Source organism: Flavobacterium sp., assembly GCF_043773265.1.
Classification (GTDB): domain Bacteria; phylum Bacteroidota; class Bacteroidia; order Flavobacteriales; family Flavobacteriaceae; genus Flavobacterium.
Map to the genome: position 1 here is coordinate 1 of NZ_JAYVFH010000150.1, position 17,151 is coordinate 17,151.

Consider the following 17,151-nt stretch of genomic DNA (forward strand, 5'->3'; position numbering starts at 1 on the left):
AAAATCACAGATGCTACATTATTCGCAACTGGAGTTTCTCAGATAAAAAAATCTGTTGAAATGGAACCTTTATTAGCAAATGCTTTAAACGAAATTGGTAAAAATTATTTTACTCAAAAATCGTATGCAGCAGCAGCTTCACTATTTGAAATTGCAATTACAAATCCAAATTCTAAAAACTTTCTTGAAGACAGTATTTATTATGGAATATCAGTTTACACAGTAAATAGAGGAAAAGATGCAAAAACTATCGACAATGTTAGTTTAGACAAAGCAGATAAAGCAATTGATGCTGTAATTGTTGCCAAACCAGAATATACAGAAGCATACTTCTATAAAGCAAGAATTAATAATTCTTTAGAAAAAGATGACGTTATGGCAGTAAACTATCAAAAATTTGTTGACCTAGTTTTAGCTAAAGGTGAAGAAGAAGCTACAAAAAATAAAACTAAAATAATAGAATCTTATAATGCAATTGGAGCACATTATGCAAATTCAGATAAAGTAAAAGCTGTAGAATATTTTAATAAAACTTTAGCAATAGATTCAGCCAATACTTATGCATTAGATTCTGTTAAGTCTTTAAAATGAAGTGCAGACCCAATAATACCTGCAAGTACTACAACTCCTAAAAAGAAAGTTGTAAAAAAAGTTAAGAAGAAAAAATAAACATAAAACTCGTCTGGTAGAAAAACTTGACGAGTTTTTTTATTGTTAAATTTTGTAAGAAATAGTTACATTAAATACTAAAGTCATTATTTTGTAGTTATTATTGAAACTAACCAAAATTTTATGCCAAAATATTTTTACTCAATTGCTGCCATATTATTTTTTTCTTTATCATTTGGTCAAAACCTAGTTACCATTAAAGGTAAAGTTATTGATGAATCTACAAAATTACCAATCGAATCTGCAACGGTTTATCTAACTTCGGTAAAAGACTCATCAGTTGTAGATTATACAATTACAGACAAATTTGGAAAATTTAATTTCAAAATCAAGAAATTAATCAAGCCGATTTATTTAAAAATATCCTATGTTTCGTATGAAGAATTTAAAGTTGATTTGAAAGAAATTTCAGCCGATAGAGATTTTGAAACTATAGCACTAAAAATTGCAATTACCAATTTGGATGAAGTTCTAATAAAAAAAGAAATTCCTCCAATTAGAATTAAAAAAGATACTTTAGAATTCAATGCTTCCTCTTTTAAAGTTCGTCCAGATGCTAATGTTGAAACTTTATTGAAACAATTGCCTGGAGTAGAAATTGATGCCGAAGGAAAAATTACGGTTAACGGAAAAGAAGTAAACCAAATTCTCGTAAACGGAAAGCCATTTTTTGATAAAGACGGAAAAATTGCCTTGCAAAATTTACCTTCGGATATTATTAATAAAGTTCAAATTACTGACACCAAAACAAAAAAAGAAGAGAAAACTGGTGCAGTTGCAACGTCTGACAATGCAAGTATCAATCTTACTATTGATGAAAAGAAAAATAAAGGTTTTTTTGGCAAAATAATGGGCGGTTTTGGAACAGATAATAGATATGAAACTAGCGGATTGGCAAATTATTTTAAAAATAAAACTAAAATAAGTGCCTTAGCATCATCCAATAATATTAATTCTACAGGATTTTCTATGGATGAAATATTTGATAATATGGGTGGCGGAAGAAGTAGAAGCATGTGGGTAAATGGCGATGGTTCTTTTGGAATAAATGGAAGAAGATTTGGAGGAAATTCTGGAATTACACGTTCTAATATGGTTGGAATTAACTATTCAGACGAGTGGCATAAAGATTTAGAAACAACAGGAAGTTATTTTTTTTCTAATACTAATTCTGAAAATGTAAACAGAACCAATCAAACCAATTTTTTGCCTTCAGGAAATTTTACAACTAATTCGAACTCTAAAACTAATGATGAAAGATTTGGGAACAACTTAAACTTTGAATTAGAATATAAAATGGATTCATTAACTTCTATAATTATTGAGCCAAAATATTCAAAAGCTACAGGTAAATTCAATAGCAATTCATCCCAAACTTCTAAAGATAATTTAGATCAATTGTTAAATGAAAGCACATCAGATGTTATGTCGGATAGTGATTCTAATAATTTTGAAAACACATTAACTTTTACCAAATCATTTAGAAAAAAAGGACGTTATTTTAGTTTTACATTTCAAAATGAAAACAATAAATCAATTGATGATAATATTACAAATTCTAATACTATTTTTTATCAAGGAAGTGATCCAAACGACACAAGAAATCAGCAATCCAAAAACAATTCGATAAAAGATAGTTATAGTACTGATTTCGAGTATTCTGAACCAATAACAGATTCATTAAGTATTAAAATATCTTCCAATTTTTATAGAGAAAATTTAATTGATAGAGTGAAAACTTTAGATTTTGATGGAGTTTCTCAAACCTATTCTATAGAAAATGATTTGCTTTCTATGGCAACAACTTCTAGAACAAAATCTCTAACACCAAAAGCTGGAATAGAATGGAATAAGAAAAATTTTAATTTCAATATAAATATGGGAACTTATATTGTGAATTTTGACAACAATGCCGATTATTTAAATACATTAACAACTTTTAACAAGGATTATATTTTACCAGACATAAATTCAAGTTTCAATTACAGGTTTACAAAAACTAAGAATGTTTGGTTAAGTTATAATTACAATGTCGATTTGCCTTCTGCAACCCAAGTTTTACCAGTTGAAGATTTGTCAAATCCGTTAAATACAATTATAGGAAACCCAAATATTGATGTAAATAAATACCATAATTTGTATTTAAGTTTTAGAGATTATGATTATGCAACTCGATCTGGATATGGTATTTATACTGGTGGAAATTTCTATGATTCACAAATAGTTTCATCAACAATTTTTGATGCCGATAGAAAACGCACAACAACCTACCAAAACGTTTCTGGAACAAGCAATTACTGGTTTGGAATTTATTGGAATAAATCTATCAAGAAGGAAAAAAACAACTATAAATTTGGAATAAATTTAAACAATTCACTCAATGCTTCTAAAGGATTTACGGATGGTGAATTGTTTACAGCCAATTCCTATAATTTTTCGCCTAGAGTAAATTTCACTTACGAAAATGGCGAATTGTTTACCATTAATCCAACGTATAATTATAATTTTAATAAAACTAGATATAGCAATTATGTTGTGAATTCAGCTTCTAATTTTTCACATAAATTCAATATTCAAATTACTAATTATTGGCCAAAAAATTGGGTTTTTGGTAACGATTTTGGATATACATACAATTCTAATATTGCCGACGGATTTAAAAAAGATTTCTATTTATGGAACACCAGTTTGTCCTACAGTTTTTTTAATAAAAAATTAATGGCGAAAGTAAAAGTATATGATGTTTTAAATCAGAATTTAAGCTCTACAAGAACCATTTCTGCAACATCAATTAGAGATGAAGAAAATATTGTTTTAAAGCGTTATGCAATGTTTTCATTAACTTATAAAATCGAAAAGTTTGGAGCCAAAGAAAAGAAACCTTCTGGAAGATTTATGTGGTAAAAAAAATCTGCTTTCCTAGAAAAGCAGATTTTTATATATTAATCAGTTATGAATTGAGTTTACCAACTTCCGCCAGCGCCACCACCAGAAAATCCTCCACCGCCGAATCCTCCACCAAAACCGCCACCACCAGAAGAACCTCCAAAACCACCTCCAAAACTTCCTCCACCAGAACTTCGTCCCATATTACTCAAGATAATTATGTCCAATAAACTTGGTCCTCCAGAATTGTTTCCAGAGTTTCCGCCTTTGTTTTTAGAAGCGATTATTAATATTATAATGAAGATTATTATGAAAATTAAAACAGGAAAAACACTTCCATCGTCATTTGCTTCAACTCTATTGCCTTTATATTTTCCATTTAAAACTTCAAAAATAGCATCTGCACCTTTGTTTAATCCGTTGTAATAACTGCCAGCTTTAAACTCAGGAATAATAATGTTTCTAACAATTTCACCAGTTATTCCTGCAACTAATCTGTCTTCAACTCCATATCCTGGTGCAATCCATATTTTACGTTCTTCTTTTGCTAATAGAATAAAAATTCCATTGTCTTGTTTTGCTTGTCCAATTCCCCATTCATGTCCCCATTTTGGCGCCAAAATTCCAATATCTTCACCATCAATAGTATTTATTGTTACAACTACAATTTGAGTTGTTGTTGAATCAGAATATTTTATAAGTTTTTCTTCTAATTGTGCTTTTTCGGAATCATTTAAGAGTTTAGCATAATCATAAACTGATGTTTGAAAATCTGGCTTTTGAGGAATTTTGAACTGAGCAAATCCTGATTGATAAACCAAAAACAAAACAGTAATTAAAAGAAACTTTGAAAATTTATTAATTAGTTCTTTCATTCTTTTGATATTTCGTTAGAAAGTTCATCAGTATCATTATCCTCAAACGGAAAATGTTTTTTGAGCTGTTCGCCAGCTGAATGTATTCCTTCGACTAATGCCAATTTATTAGCTCCATTTATGAAATGAGAAACCATAATATTTTTAGTAACATTCCAAAAATCAGTAGAAACTTTATCATTAATTCCTTTATCACCATAAATTGCAAATTGCTTACTTTTTACAGCAACATAAATAATAACGCCATTTCTAAGCTGTGTTTCATCCATTTTTAATTCATGAAAAACAGCCACTGCTCGTTCAATTGGAGCAATGTCTGTTTTCTTTTCTAAATGAACGCGAATTTCGCCAGAAGTATTTTTTTCAGCCATTCGAATAGCTTCCACAACTTCTGCTTCTTCGGCTTTAGTTAAAAAATCTTCTACTTTAGACATTATTTCGCTTCTTCTTTTTTATCAAAATCAAATTCTACTTCTGGAGCTTTATCTGCACCAGCAACAGATTCAAAATATGGTTTGGCTTTAAATCCGAACCAACCAGCAAATAAACTATTTGGAAACACACTTACATGATTGTTGTATGGTTTTATTGCTTCATTATATCTAGTTCTAGCTGTAAGAATTTGATTTTCAGTACTTGCTAATTCATCTTGTAATTTCAAGAAATTTTCATTTGCTTTCAAACTAGGATATTGCTCAACAGTAACTAATAATCTTGATAATGCACTACTCATTCCGCCTTGAACTTGGTTAAATTGCGCTAACTGTTCAGGAGTAATATTACTAGGATCAATAGTCATTGATGTTGCTTTTGCTCGAGCTTCAATAACTGCGGTTAGTGTTCCTTTTTCATACTCTGCTGCACCTTGAACTGTTTTAACTAAATTTCCAATAAGGTCATTTCTTCTTTGGTAAGCAGTTTGAACATTACCCCAACTTTCTTTAACATCTTGTTCAAGTGTTACAGCTGTATTATTAATTCCTTTAAAGTAAAAATATCCAAATAATACTACTACTCCGATGATAATTAAAGGCAAAAATTTTCTCATAATTTCTAATTTTTAAAGTTTATTTATTGTTTTTGTTTATTGATTTAATTTTTATTAATTGTAATTGTTATTGATTTTTTTAAGCAACTCTCTTTCTACCAGACAAAATATATACCAAACCGGTTATCATCCAAAAAAATAAAAATCCAACAACCCACATTAGTTTTTCTTGTTTTTCAATCCATTTAGAATTCATTATTTCATAAATGCACATAAACACAAAAAATGCCAAAGCTAAAAGTCCAATTGTTAAAAAGAAATTTGCATTCATCCAAAGCATGATTTTTAGTAATGCTCCAACAATCGTAAACACAAAAGAAACGACGAAGCTTGTGTAAATTAACTTGTCTTTATTCATAAGATTTATAAATTATTTTTAATACTATTTAGTTCTGCTTTTATTGTTTCTAGTTTAGATATAATTGCATATTTATCTAATGTTTTTTTCTGACCTTCTTTTAAATGTGTTTTTGCACCTTCAAGAGTAAAACCTCGTTCTTTAACCAAATGATATATTAATTGCAAATTCTTTACATCTTCTTGGGTAAACATTCTATTTCCTTTAGCATTTTTCTTGGGTTTTAGAATATCAAATTCTTTATCCCAAAATCTTACAAGCGAAGCATTAACTCCAAAAGCACTAGCAATTTCGCCAATACTAAAATATAATTTATCTTTAGATAATTCTATGTGCATTTTTATTTTCTTTTTAATTTTGAACACTAAACACTAAACACTAGTCAAACGACTGATTTTCCTGATTAGCAATTTTAGAAATAGCAACATATTCTGCTGCCGAAATGTTTCCATAATAAAAATTAATAGGATTTACAACTTCACCATCTTTATGAACTTCATAATGCAAATGTGGTGCTTGGCTACGACCAGTACTTCCAACTAAACCAATAACATCGCCACGTTTCACTCTTTGTCCAGGAGAAACCTTATAACTACTTAAATGTCCATACAATGTTAAATATCCAAAACCATGTTCAATCTCAATATGATTTCCATAACCCGAAAGCGAATTGTCTGCATTTTTTATTATTCCATCTCCTGTTGCATAAATTGGAGTTCCAGTTGCAGCAGTAAAATCCATTCCTTCATGCATTTTTCTTGCTTTTGTAAAAGGATCAGTTCTAAATCCAAAACCAGAAGCCATTCTTTTTAAATCTTCATTTTTTACAGGTTGAATTGCCGGAATTGCAATTAATAATTTATCTTTAGCTTGTGCCAATTTTAATATTTCATCCAATGATTTAGACTGAAAAGCCAATGATTTTGTAATGCCATCTACTTTTTTAGAGGTAGTTATTATCAAATCAGAATTGTTAAATCCCTCTAATTCTTTATACCTGTTTTTATCAATAATTCCTTTTCGTTTCTCTCTCGAAACCGGAGTATAATTAAAATAAGTTCGGTATAAATTATTATCTCTATCTTCCATATCAGAAGCAACTTCCTCCAATTGATCTATTTTTTTATTTAAAATAGAATAACGAAGCTTCATACTCTCAATTTCTTGTTGCTGAATCTTGTCTTTTGGGGTTTCTAAAAAAGGAACATTCATGAATAAAACAAAACATAAAAACCCAAACAAAGCCGATGCCAACAGAAATAATGCCGCATAACCCAACTTTAAACCTTTTTTTGGCTTTATTTTTCTGTATGCTAAATTTTCTGTATCGTAATAATACTTAACTTTCTTCGACATTTATTAAATTATACTATTTTTGCACTAGATTTAAGAATAACAATAGTTATACGAACAAATTTAATAAATGTTTCATTCTTTCCTATTTTTTAAGAGCGAAACTTTTAGCATATTTGTAATTGTAATTCCTGCTTTACGCTATATTTTTATACTTCACCGATTTTTAATAATCGGCAAACTATAAAAGATACCGCTACAATCAGGGCTAAACAGCAATCCATTTTAATAAAATTCAATTATTAAAGATATAATAATACAAAATGACATCTAACGAAATCCGTAAACAATTCCTCCAATTCTTTGAATCTAAAGAGCATTTAATCGTTCCATCTGCACCAATTGTTCTAAAAGACGATCCAACACTTATGTTCAACAACTCAGGAATGGCTCAATTCAAAGAATATTTTCTTGGAAACGGAACACCAAAAAGTAAACGAATTGCCGATACACAAAAATGCCTTAGAGTTTCAGGAAAACATAATGATCTTGAAGATGTAGGTTTTGACACTTACCATCACACGATGTTTGAAATGCTTGGCAACTGGTCTTTTGGCGATTATTTCAAAAAAGAAGCTATCAATTGGGCTTGGGAATTATTGACAGAAGTATATAAAATACCAAAAGAAAATCTATACGTTTCCGTTTTTGAAGGAAGCAAAGAAGACAACGTTCCATTCGACCAAGAAGCTTGGGATATTTGGAAAACATTAATCAACGAAGACAGAATAATTCTAGGAAATAAAAAAGACAATTTTTGGGAAATGGGTGATCAAGGTCCGTGTGGTCCATGTTCCGAAATTCATGTTGACATTCGTTCTGCAGCCGAAAAAGCTTTAGTTTCAGGAAAAAGTTTGGTCAACAACGATCATCCACAAGTGGTCGAAATTTGGAATAATGTTTTCATGGAATTCAATCGTAAAGCTGATGGTTCTCTAGAAAAACTTCCAGCGCAACATGTTGATACAGGAATGGGTTTTGAGCGTTTGTGTATGGCATTGCAAGGTGTAACTTCCAATTATGACACTGATGTTTTTACGCCATTAATTGCTAAAGTAGAACTAATTACAGGTTACAAATATACATCAAATGATGCAGTGACAAGTCGCGACTTGTCAATACAAGAAGAACAGAATAAAACAAATATTGCCATTCGAGTAATTGTAGATCATGTTCGTGCCGTGGCTTTTGCCATTGCCGACGGACAGTTACCATCAAATACTGGCGCAGGTTATGTTATTCGTAGAATTTTGCGTCGTGCAATTCGTTACGGATTTACATTTCTTGACACCAAAGAACCTTTTATAAATAAATTGGTAGAAGTATTAGCCAACCAAATGGGCGAATTTTTTCCAGAAATAAAATCACAACAACAATTAGTAACTAATGTCATTCGAGAAGAAGAAGCTTCGTTTTTAAGAACACTAGATCAAGGATTGCAATTGTTAGATAAAGTAATTTTGGAATCTGACAAAAAAACAATAAGTGGCCAAAAAGCTTTTGAATTGTATGATACTTATGGTTTTCCAAAAGATTTAACTGCTTTGATTTTGAAAGAAAAAGAAATGTTGTTTGACGAATTGGATTTTGATAAATCAATGCAAGAACAAAAATCACGTTCTCGTGCTGCGTCAGAAATGTCAACCGAAGATTGGAACGTTTTAATTCCAGGAAATATAGAAACATTTGTTGGATATGATAAAACTGAAAGCGACGTAAAAATCACTCGAATTCGTAAAGTTGACTCTAAAAAAGACGGAATTTTATACCAAATTGTTTTAAACAATACACCATTTTATCCAGAAGGTGGAGGACAAGTTGGCGATAAGGGAATCCTAGTTTCTGCAAACGAAACGATTGAAATTATCGATACTAAAAAAGAAAATAACTTAATTATACATTTTGCAAAACAACTTCCAGAGAATATTGAAGTTGATTTTGTAGCTAAAGTAAACACCGATTTAAGAACGTCAACTTCCAAAAATCACTCGGCTACGCACTTGATGCATTTGGCTTTAAGAAAAATTTTAGGAACACATGTCGAGCAAAAAGGTTCATTGGTTAATCCGAATTATTTACGTTTTGACTTTTCGCATTTTTCTAAAGTTTCTGACGAAGAATTACGTCAAGTTGAAGCAAGTGTAAATGCACAAATTGAAGCACAATTGCAATTGGTAGAACACAGAAATATTCCAATTAAAGTTGCATTGGATAAAGGTGCGATGGCTTTATTTGGTGAAAAATATGGCGATAATGTTCGCATGATTGAATTTGGCGAAAGCAAAGAACTTTGTGGAGGAATTCATGTGAAAAATACTTCCGAAATTTGGCAATTTAAAATCATTTCAGAAGGCGCAGTTGCAGCTGGAATTCGGAGAATTGAAGCCATAACTGGCGATACCGTGAAAAATTTCTATCAAAATCAAGAGAATACATTATCTGAAATAAAAGAAACATTGAAAAATCCGCAGGATATTTTAAAATCGGTGGTTTCCTTGCAAGAAGACAATTCTAAGCTTAAAAAACAAATAGAACAATTATTAAAAGAAAAAATAGAAGTTTTAAAAATTGAACTTTCAAAGGACTTTAAAGAAGTAAACGGAATTAATTTTTTGTCAAAACAAGTAGATTTATCAATGAGTTCTACTAAAGATTTGGCACAATTAATTGGTAGCTCAAAACCAAATTCGTTTGTTTTTCTAGCTTCCATCGAAGATGATTTACCTAACATTCATTGTTATATTTCAAAAGAATTGGTTGCTTCAAGAGGATTAAACGCAAATGAAGTAATTAAAGAATTAGGAAAATATATTGATGGAAATGGTGGAGGTCAACTTTTTTTTGCATCTGGAAAAGGGAAAGATATTGCTGGAATTACAGAAGCTTTGGAGAAAGCTGTTGATTTTATTAAATAAAATTTACCTAAAATTTTCAAGCATAAAAAGCAATCTAACTAGATTGTTTTTTTACTTTATGGTATTTATTTTAAATTAAAAATATAATTTTATAGTATTTATTTTAAATTAAAATATTAATATAATGACTTTTTTGGAATTAATCATAATTAGTAAAGACATTTTTGTAAATTTGAAATTAAATTACTTTTAAAATCTAATGACACGAGCCGAATTCATAACTAAAAATGCCCATCTTTTTTGGTACATCAAGAAAGAAGCAATACCAAATATCAGCAATGAAGTTTTGGTTGAATTTATTTTTAATTATGGCACTTGGGACGATGTCAAAGAACTCATAAAGATCATTGGTTTTCAAGAATTAAAACGTGTTTATGAAGACGTTACCGATAGAAAAGTGGGGAATTATCTGCCTGAAATGTTAGATTTAATGGGACGAATAACTCATAAATATGCATCTTGAAATATTAAGTAAAGAGCAACAAGATCTACTACCCGTTTTATCTCAATTCAAAAGAGAATATTATTTGGTTGGTGGAACTGCAATTGCTTTGCATATTGGACATAGAGAATCGATTGATTTTGATTTATTTAAAGAAAAAGACATTCGTAAAAAAGATGTTTATTCCAAACTTAAAAGTATAGATTATAAAGTCTCTTTTGCTGATTATAATCAAATAAATATGTTGTCAAATGGTGTGAAAATTACTTTTTTTTCATTTCCTTATCAAGTTCCTTTAAACTCTGAATTGAAAGGAGTTTTAAAAATGCCCGATTTATTGACACTTGCAGCAATGAAAGCATTTGCATTAGGCAGAAGATCCAAATGGAAAGATTATCTAGATTTATATTTTATTTTGAAATATCATTATTCTTTCATTGAAATTTCAATTAAAGCAAAAGAAATTTTTAAAGAGGAATTCATTGAGAAGCAATTTATAGCACAACTTGGATATTTTAATGGAATAAATTATAGCGAAGATGTGGTTTATTTAACTCCAAACCCACCAACAGAAGCCGAGGTTAAAAGTTTCTTGACTGAGATAAGTATTTCAGGATTGGAAGTTTAATTTATTTCCTTTCCCCAATCTGTTGTCGCCACATGGCATAATACAAACCTTTCTCTAAAAGTAAATCCTCGTGTTTGCCTTGCTCAATAATTTTTCCTTGTTCTAAAACAAAAATTTTATCTGCGTGCATAATTGTAGAAAGTCGGTGAGCAATTAAAACCGTAATTCTGTTTTGATCCGAAATGGTTCTAATAGTCGAATTAATTTCTTCTTCGGTAATCGAATCCAAAGCCGAAGTAGCTTCATCAAAAATCAATAAATTAGGGTTTCTTAAAATAGCACGAGCAATCGACAAACGCTGTTTTTCACCACCAGAAACTTTAATTCCGCCTTCGCCAATGGTTGAATTTAACCCATCTTCGGCACGTTTCAATAAGGTTTCGCAACTGGCACGATGCAAAACATCTATCAATTCTTCATCGGTTGCGGTTGGTTTTACAAACAATAAATTCTCACGAATGGTTCCAGAAAACAGTTGTGCATCTTGAGTTACAAATCCCAATTGTTGCCTCAAATCTAATAAATTTATTGCCGTAGAATTTATTTGATTATATAAAACCTCACCTTTTTCTGGTGGATACAATCCTACTAATAATTTCACCAAAGTGGTTTTTCCAGCTCCAGATGGACCAACAAAAGCTACTGTTTCTCCTTTTTTGATATGAAAATTAATGTTTTCTACTGCAGGAAATTGAGCAGTTTTATGTTTAAAAGTAACATTTTTAAATTGCAAGGATTCAATTTTATCAATTGGTTTTGGATTTTTAGGTCTAAACTCAGATTTTGCATTTAATAAATTCTTAAAATTTTCTAACGATACTTTGGTTTCATTTCTTACAATGATAAATGAACTTAATTCTTGCAAAGGACCAAAAATAAAAAAAGTAAAAAACACCATAGTTAATAAATCGCCAACCAAAATTTTATTTCCAAATAAAAAGTAATATAACGAAAAAACAACACAAGTTCGAAGTAAATGTACAGTTGTGCCTTGTATAAAACTTAAACTTCGAATGAATCTAATTTTTTGTAATTCAAGACCAAGAATTTTTTGCGTATTGTTGTTTAATCGTTCTTCTTCTTGTTTTGTCAATCCCAAACTTTTTACTAGTTCTATATTTCGCAAACTTTCAGTAGTAGAACCGGCAAGCGAATTGGTTTGAGAAACAATTCGGCGCGAAATAATTTTTATTTTTTTTCCCAAAAAAGAACTCAAAATAGCAATAATTGGAGCAGCAATAATATATATTAAAGAAATTCTATAATCTATTCTTGTAATGTAAATAATCACAAAAATAAACCCAACTACAGTTTGAAAAATCAATGAAATAGAAAGTGTTATTAACTTTTCAGAATCGGTGCGCACTTTTTGCAATTTACTTAAAGTTTCGCCACTACGTTGATCTTCAAAATCTTCATAGGGTAAATCCAAAGATTTTTTTATTCCGTCTGTATACATTTCGGCACCAGTTCGTTGAATGACAATATTGGTAAAATAATCCTGAAAATTTTTGGTCAATCGAGAAACCATTGCTGCACCAAGCGAAAGCATGAGCCAAAACCCAACAGCTTTTATAAACCCAATTTCGTTTCCTTTGTATTTGGCAATACCTACACCACAATCTTGCATTAATTTTCCTGTAATAACCGAGTCGCTTAAACTGAAACAAATGTTTATTGCAGCCATCAATAAGGCGAAAAATAATAAAACTTTATGTTTTTTTAAGTAAGAGTACAGAAGATTCATTTTTGTTTTTTAAGAAGTGCAAAAGTAAGGAAATATTAAGCATATGATAAATTCTGATGTTAATTGAATACTAAATTTTGTATTTTTGAGAAATATTAAAAATTAGATGAATTTCACCACTCCAATTCCTATCTCAAAAAGCAATAGTCCAATAGATTATAATTCTCGGATTCTATCTTTAGGTTCTTGTTTTGCTGAGAATATGGATGAGAAATTCAATTATTTTAAATTCCAAATTACAACCAATCCGTTTGGAATCATTTTTAATCCAGTTTCAATAGAAAAATTAATTGCTAGAGTTGTCAATCAAGAATTATTTACCGAAAATAACATTTTTTTTCATAATGAACGTTGGCATTGTTATGAAGTTCATTCGGAATTAAGTAATTCTAATAAAGAGGAATTTCTTGAAAATTTAAATAAAATTTTGCAATCAACACTTAACCAAATCACCAAATCAACCCATATAATAATTACTTACGGAACCTCGTGGGTTTACAGAAATAAAACTTCTAATGAAATTGTAGCTAATTGTCATAAAGTGCCTCAAAATAAATTTGACAAAGAATTACTTTCGGTAGAAACAATTCAAAAATCAATAGAAAACACGATTAATTTAGTTCAAAAAATAAATCCTAATTGTCATTTTATTTTCACCGTTTCACCAGTGCGACATATAAAAGATGGATTTGTAGAAAACACTGTTAGCAAAGCGCATTTGCTTACCTCAATTTACCAACTCTTGCAAACTGAACACTGTAAACTGAACACTGAATACTTTCCCAGCTACGAAATTATGATGGACGAACTCCGAGATTATCGGTTTTATGCAGATGATATGTTACATCCATCTCAATCTGCAATCGATTATATTTGGATAAAATTCTTTGAAAATTATATCAATGAAAAGGAGTTTGCCACAATGCAACATGTTTGCGATATCCAAAAAGCATTGCATCATAAACCATTTAATGAAAATTCCGAAAGTCATCAAAAGTTTCTTGAAAATCTAAATCAAAAAATAAATATATTAGCAAAAAAAAACCCACAAATTCAATTTTAATATGACACAAAACCAACAAAAAACTGGTTTATTTGATAAAATTACCGAAATCAGAAAATGGGTAATGCTAGTACTTATGGCTTTGGTATTGTTTTTTGGATATAAGTATTTTACAAATAATAGTTCTTCAACAATAGAATATGATACAAATTTAATACAAGAACAAATCAAAAATGTTGGAAAACTAGTTGTTACCGAAGGGCATTTTGCCGAAGTGTTGACCTATAAAGACTCTAAAGAAACCTATATTCCTGGTTTGAGTTTTGATAAAAAAGCAATAGTTGTTATTAATGCCGATGTAACAGTAGGATTTGATTTAAGCCAAGTAAAATATGATATTGATGCCAAAAATAAAGTGTTAACGATTACCAATATCCCAAAAGAAGAAATAACAATTGCTCCCGATTTTAAATATTATGATACCGAATCAAGTACTTTTAATGAATTTACAGGAAGTGATTATAATAAAATAAATAAAATTGCTAAAGAAAACTTGGCAAAAAAAATTGAAAAATCTACTTTGAAATCTAATGCTAAAAACAGATTAGTTACTGAACTTTCCAAAATTTTAATTCTAACCAATTCAATGGGTTGGACATTAAAATACGAAGGAAATATAGTTGGCAAAGAAACCGATTTTAAACTTTAAATTTTAGATTTCAAACTACTCCAACCACCACCATTCATCGCTTCAATCCCATTGCTTTTTAATATAGAAGTTGCCTGAGCACTTCTCATTCCGCTGGCACAACAAGAAATTACTGGTTTTCCTAGTTTTTTAATATCTTCTATTTTAGACGAAATTGTATTTAATGGAATGTTTTTAGAACCTTTAATATGTCCACCAGAAAACTCACCAGCCGAACGTACATCAATTATTACAGCTCCATTTGCCATAAATTCGGCAATTTTATTGGATTTATTTCCAAAACCTAAAAATTCTAATAATCCCATTTTTTTTATTTTTTCACAAAAGTAAACTTTCATATCAAAATAATTTAGATTTGTGAAATAATTAATTCGTGAAATTCGTGGTAAATCAATGAAACAAGACCGTAAATCCGAAATCGTACATATTGCTGCCCAACTTTTCAAAGAAAAAGGATATAGTGCTGTAACAGTACGAGATATTGCACAAGCTATGGATATAAAAGCGGCAAGTTTATACAATCACATCAAATCCAAGCAGGAAATACTGGTTTTAATAATTATTGCAATTGCCGAAGAATTTACACAAAATATGTCACAAATTGTAAATTCACAAGAAAATACCATTCAAAAACTCGAAAAAATCATCCAACTTCACATCGATATTACACTTCGCGACGACAATTTACTGGCTTGTCTTAATAATGATTGGATGCATCTCGAAAACGAAAACCTTCACTATTTTCTCAAAATGCGAGAAGACTACGAACAAAATTTCCGTAAAATCGTCAAAACCGGAATCGCAAATCAAGAAATAAAAAACCTCAATCCCGAAGTCATTATTTTTTCAATGCTTTCCACACTTCGCACACTTTATCTTTGGTATGGAAAAAAGAAAACCATCAACGGAAAAGTCCTAAAATCCAATATGATACAAGTTCTATTAACAGGAATAGTATAATTTTTTTTTGAAGCTATTTCCCGCTATTCGTTACAATCTTTAATGGCGAAAAAAAATCGCCATTAAAGGATTTCCACTTCTACCTGCCTGCCGGCAGGCAGGTCGGGGCTAGAACATTTCGTTTCAATTCAACTTTTCAAAGCCATATTTTATTAATTTCTATATATATAGTTGCTTTTTCGAGTTCCCTCTCCTTTGGAGAGGGTTAGGGTGAGGAAAAAAATCAATCGTTTTCGTAAATCAATCAAAAAAATCACTAAATTTGCATATAAAACTAACAAGTGTTAGTTAAAATTAATTACAGATAAATGTCAAAATTTCATTCCATAAAAATACAAGATATTTATAAAGAAACAAAAGATTGTTCGGTCATTACTTTTGAAATCCCAAAAGAAATTCAGCAAGAATACCAATACAAATCTGGACAACATCTTACACTAAAAACAACAATCAACGGTAAAGAAGAAAGACGTTCCTATTCACTTTGTTCTTCACCAATTGAAAACAAATGGAAAGTAGCTGTCAAAAAACTAAACGGCGGTTTATTCTCCACTTTTGTAAATGAAAATCTCAAAAAAGGACAAATTATCGATGTAATGATACCAAGCGGAATTTTTGGCACACCAATATCGGATAAACCAAAAAATTATATTTTCTTCGCTGCCGGAAGTGGTATTACACCAATACTTTCTATTTTAAAAACACATTTAGCATCTGAACAAAAAAGCACATTTAAACTTTTTTATTTGAATAGAAGTGTAAAATCAATTATCTTTAAAGAAGAAATCGAACAATTAAAAAATGTATATTTTGATAGACTCGAAATTTTCCATTTTTTAACAAAAGAACATAGAAGTATAGAACTACTAAATGGTCGATTTACAGCAGATAAAATTCAAGTTCTTGCCAAAAATATTATCGATATTCCAACAACCGACGAATGTTTTATTTGCGGACCAGAACAAATGATTTTCCTTATTCGTGATGAATTAGTAAAAGCAGGATTATCCAAAGAAAAAATACATTTCGAACTTTTCACAACCGGAAATTCCGATGAAGACAAAGCAAGAATAAATAAAATTTTAGAACATAAAATAGAAGGAACCGAAGTAACCATTATTGATGGCGGAAAAGAATTCCATTTCACAATGGACGACGATTTCGACAATATACTCGATGGTGCATTAGCAGCTGGAGCCGATTTGCCATTTGCCTGCAAAGGCGGAGTTTGTAGTACTTGTCGTTGCAAAATAATTTCTGGAACTGTCGAAATGAAAGTCAATTACGCACTCGACGAAACCGAAGTTGCAAAAGGATTAATATTAAGTTGCCAAGCAGTTCCAACATCGCAAAATGTGGTGGTTGAGTTTGGTGTATAAAATAATTAGAAGCAAATGGCTTGGGCATTTTCAACCAACCATTTTCCTGCTTTTCGTTGCAATCTTTCCTTTTTTAAAGAAAAAAAGCAAAGGATTTCCACTTCAATCAGGGCTAAAAAATAAATGTATTGAATTAAAATAGTAATAACAAAAGTTCAAATATCCAATGTCAGTAAGAC

At 30.2% G+C, this 17,151-nt stretch carries 16 protein-coding genes and 1 pseudogene; 9 read left to right on the forward strand and 8 right to left on the reverse strand.

The window, feature by feature from the left end; all coding sequences use genetic code 11:
* A pseudogene (locus tag ACH2BO_RS08145) lies at positions 1–591 on the forward strand (hypothetical protein); the annotation flags it as partial.
* 201 nt (positions 592–792) lie between these two features.
* Positions 793–3,573 carry an outer membrane beta-barrel protein gene (locus ACH2BO_RS08150; RefSeq protein ID WP_395044248.1) on the forward strand — a complete coding sequence of 927 codons (2,781 nt, stop codon included), beginning with the start codon at positions 793–795 and terminating at the stop codon, positions 3,571–3,573.
* Between the two features lie 59 nt (positions 3,574–3,632).
* On the opposite strand, the gene ACH2BO_RS08155 is transcribed toward ACH2BO_RS08150, so the two are convergent.
* The 6 genes from ACH2BO_RS08155 to ACH2BO_RS08180 form a co-directional block, all read right to left on the reverse strand.
* A complete protein-coding gene (locus ACH2BO_RS08155; protein WP_395044249.1) occupies positions 3,633–4,430 on the reverse strand; it encodes a TPM domain-containing protein in 798 nt (265 codons plus the stop codon).
* Positions 4,427–4,864, reverse strand: coding sequence for a TPM domain-containing protein (locus tag ACH2BO_RS08160; RefSeq protein WP_395044250.1), 438 nt, complete (start codon positions 4,862–4,864; stop codon positions 4,427–4,429). Before ACH2BO_RS08160 ends, ACH2BO_RS08155 begins: the two co-directional genes overlap by 4 nt.
* Entirely contained in the window at positions 4,864–5,478 is a 615-nt protein-coding gene (locus ACH2BO_RS08165) for a LemA family protein (RefSeq protein WP_395044251.1), read from the reverse strand. Before ACH2BO_RS08165 ends, ACH2BO_RS08160 begins: the two co-directional genes overlap by 1 nt.
* Before the next feature lie 79 nt (positions 5,479–5,557).
* Positions 5,558–5,836 (reverse strand): PLDc N-terminal domain-containing protein, encoded by a 279-nt coding sequence (locus tag ACH2BO_RS08170; protein ID WP_395044252.1) that lies wholly within the window; start codon positions 5,834–5,836, stop codon positions 5,558–5,560.
* Between the two features lie 5 nt (positions 5,837–5,841).
* Positions 5,842–6,174: a MerR family transcriptional regulator gene (locus ACH2BO_RS08175; RefSeq protein ID WP_395044253.1), complete on the reverse strand. Its 333-nt coding sequence runs from the start codon at positions 6,172–6,174 to the stop codon at positions 5,842–5,844.
* A gap of 40 nt (positions 6,175–6,214) precedes the next feature.
* Positions 6,215–7,192, reverse strand: coding sequence for a M23 family metallopeptidase (locus ACH2BO_RS08180; protein WP_395044254.1), 978 nt, complete (start codon positions 7,190–7,192; stop codon positions 6,215–6,217).
* Positions 7,193–7,452: 260 nt separating this feature from the next.
* On the opposite strand from ACH2BO_RS08180, the gene alaS reads away from it, so the two are divergent.
* The 3 genes from alaS to ACH2BO_RS08195 all read left to right on the forward strand — a co-directional run bounded on the left by alaS (position 7,453) and on the right by ACH2BO_RS08195 (position 11,174).
* Positions 7,453–10,104 (forward strand): alanine--tRNA ligase, encoded by a 2,652-nt coding sequence (alaS, locus tag ACH2BO_RS08185; RefSeq protein WP_395044255.1) that lies wholly within the window; start codon positions 7,453–7,455, stop codon positions 10,102–10,104.
* Between the two features lie 199 nt (positions 10,105–10,303).
* Entirely contained in the window at positions 10,304–10,567 is a 264-nt protein-coding gene (locus tag ACH2BO_RS08190) for a hypothetical protein (protein ID WP_395044256.1), read from the forward strand.
* Positions 10,557–11,174 carry a nucleotidyl transferase AbiEii/AbiGii toxin family protein gene (locus ACH2BO_RS08195; RefSeq protein ID WP_395044257.1) on the forward strand — a complete coding sequence of 206 codons (618 nt, stop codon included), beginning with the start codon at positions 10,557–10,559 and terminating at the stop codon, positions 11,172–11,174. The genes ACH2BO_RS08190 and ACH2BO_RS08195 overlap by 11 nt, the downstream gene beginning before the upstream one ends.
* A 1-nt stretch (position 11,175) precedes the next feature.
* Here ACH2BO_RS08195 and ACH2BO_RS08200 read toward each other — a convergent pair whose 3' ends face one another.
* Positions 11,176–12,921, reverse strand: coding sequence for an ABC transporter ATP-binding protein (locus ACH2BO_RS08200; protein ID WP_395044258.1), 1,746 nt, complete (start codon positions 12,919–12,921; stop codon positions 11,176–11,178).
* Between the two features lie 106 nt (positions 12,922–13,027).
* On the opposite strand from ACH2BO_RS08200, the gene ACH2BO_RS08205 reads away from it, so the two are divergent.
* A complete protein-coding gene (locus tag ACH2BO_RS08205; protein ID WP_395044259.1) occupies positions 13,028–13,984 on the forward strand; it encodes a GSCFA domain-containing protein in 957 nt (318 codons plus the stop codon).
* A gap of 1 nt (position 13,985) precedes the next feature.
* Positions 13,986–14,633: a DUF4230 domain-containing protein gene (locus ACH2BO_RS08210; RefSeq protein WP_395044260.1), complete on the forward strand. Its 648-nt coding sequence runs from the start codon at positions 13,986–13,988 to the stop codon at positions 14,631–14,633.
* Here the strand turns inward: ACH2BO_RS08210 and ACH2BO_RS08215 are convergent.
* The gene (locus ACH2BO_RS08215; RefSeq protein WP_395044261.1) at positions 14,630–14,938 is read right to left on the reverse strand and encodes a rhodanese-like domain-containing protein; all 309 of its coding nucleotides are present in this window, start codon (positions 14,936–14,938) and stop codon (positions 14,630–14,632) included. The genes ACH2BO_RS08210 and ACH2BO_RS08215 overlap by 4 nt on opposite strands.
* 88 nt (positions 14,939–15,026) lie before the next feature.
* On the opposite strand from ACH2BO_RS08215, the gene ACH2BO_RS08220 reads away from it, so the two are divergent.
* Both ACH2BO_RS08220 and ACH2BO_RS08225 read left to right on the forward strand, forming a co-directional pair.
* On the forward strand, positions 15,027–15,593 hold the full coding sequence (locus ACH2BO_RS08220; RefSeq protein WP_395044262.1) for a TetR/AcrR family transcriptional regulator: 567 nt from the start codon (positions 15,027–15,029) through the stop codon (positions 15,591–15,593).
* A gap of 308 nt (positions 15,594–15,901) precedes the next feature.
* Complete coding sequence (locus tag ACH2BO_RS08225) at positions 15,902–16,972, forward strand: 2Fe-2S iron-sulfur cluster-binding protein (RefSeq protein ID WP_395044263.1); 1,071 nt, start codon at positions 15,902–15,904, stop codon at positions 16,970–16,972.
* Positions 16,973–17,151 lie beyond the last annotated feature (179 nt).

Coding starts and splice junctions, on each gene's coding strand:
- ACH2BO_RS08225 (WP_395044263.1), top strand. CDS start 15,902: ATGTCAAAATTTCATTCCATAAAAATACAAGATATTTATAAAGAAACA.
- ACH2BO_RS08180 (WP_395044254.1), bottom strand. CDS start 7,192: ATGTCGAAGAAAGTTAAGTATTATTACGATACAGAAAATTTAGCATAC.
- ACH2BO_RS08165 (WP_395044251.1), bottom strand. CDS start 5,478: ATGAGAAAATTTTTGCCTTTAATTATCATCGGAGTAGTAGTATTATTT.
- ACH2BO_RS08160 (WP_395044250.1), bottom strand. CDS start 4,864: ATGTCTAAAGTAGAAGATTTTTTAACTAAAGCCGAAGAAGCAGAAGTT.
- ACH2BO_RS08215 (WP_395044261.1), bottom strand. CDS start 14,938: ATGGGATTATTAGAATTTTTAGGTTTTGGAAATAAATCCAATAAAATT.
- ACH2BO_RS08150 (WP_395044248.1), top strand. CDS start 793: ATGCCAAAATATTTTTACTCAATTGCTGCCATATTATTTTTTTCTTTA.
- ACH2BO_RS08205 (WP_395044259.1), top strand. CDS start 13,028: ATGAATTTCACCACTCCAATTCCTATCTCAAAAAGCAATAGTCCAATA.
- alaS (WP_395044255.1), top strand. CDS start 7,453: ATGACATCTAACGAAATCCGTAAACAATTCCTCCAATTCTTTGAATCT.
- ACH2BO_RS08195 (WP_395044257.1), top strand. CDS start 10,557: ATGCATCTTGAAATATTAAGTAAAGAGCAACAAGATCTACTACCCGTT.
- ACH2BO_RS08155 (WP_395044249.1), bottom strand. CDS start 4,430: ATGAAAGAACTAATTAATAAATTTTCAAAGTTTCTTTTAATTACTGTT.
- ACH2BO_RS08220 (WP_395044262.1), top strand. CDS start 15,027: ATGAAACAAGACCGTAAATCCGAAATCGTACATATTGCTGCCCAACTT.
- ACH2BO_RS08200 (WP_395044258.1), bottom strand. CDS start 12,921: ATGAATCTTCTGTACTCTTACTTAAAAAAACATAAAGTTTTATTATTT.
- ACH2BO_RS08190 (WP_395044256.1), top strand. CDS start 10,304: ATGACACGAGCCGAATTCATAACTAAAAATGCCCATCTTTTTTGGTAC.
- ACH2BO_RS08175 (WP_395044253.1), bottom strand. CDS start 6,174: ATGCACATAGAATTATCTAAAGATAAATTATATTTTAGTATTGGCGAA.
- ACH2BO_RS08210 (WP_395044260.1), top strand. CDS start 13,986: ATGACACAAAACCAACAAAAAACTGGTTTATTTGATAAAATTACCGAA.
- ACH2BO_RS08170 (WP_395044252.1), bottom strand. CDS start 5,836: ATGAATAAAGACAAGTTAATTTACACAAGCTTCGTCGTTTCTTTTGTG.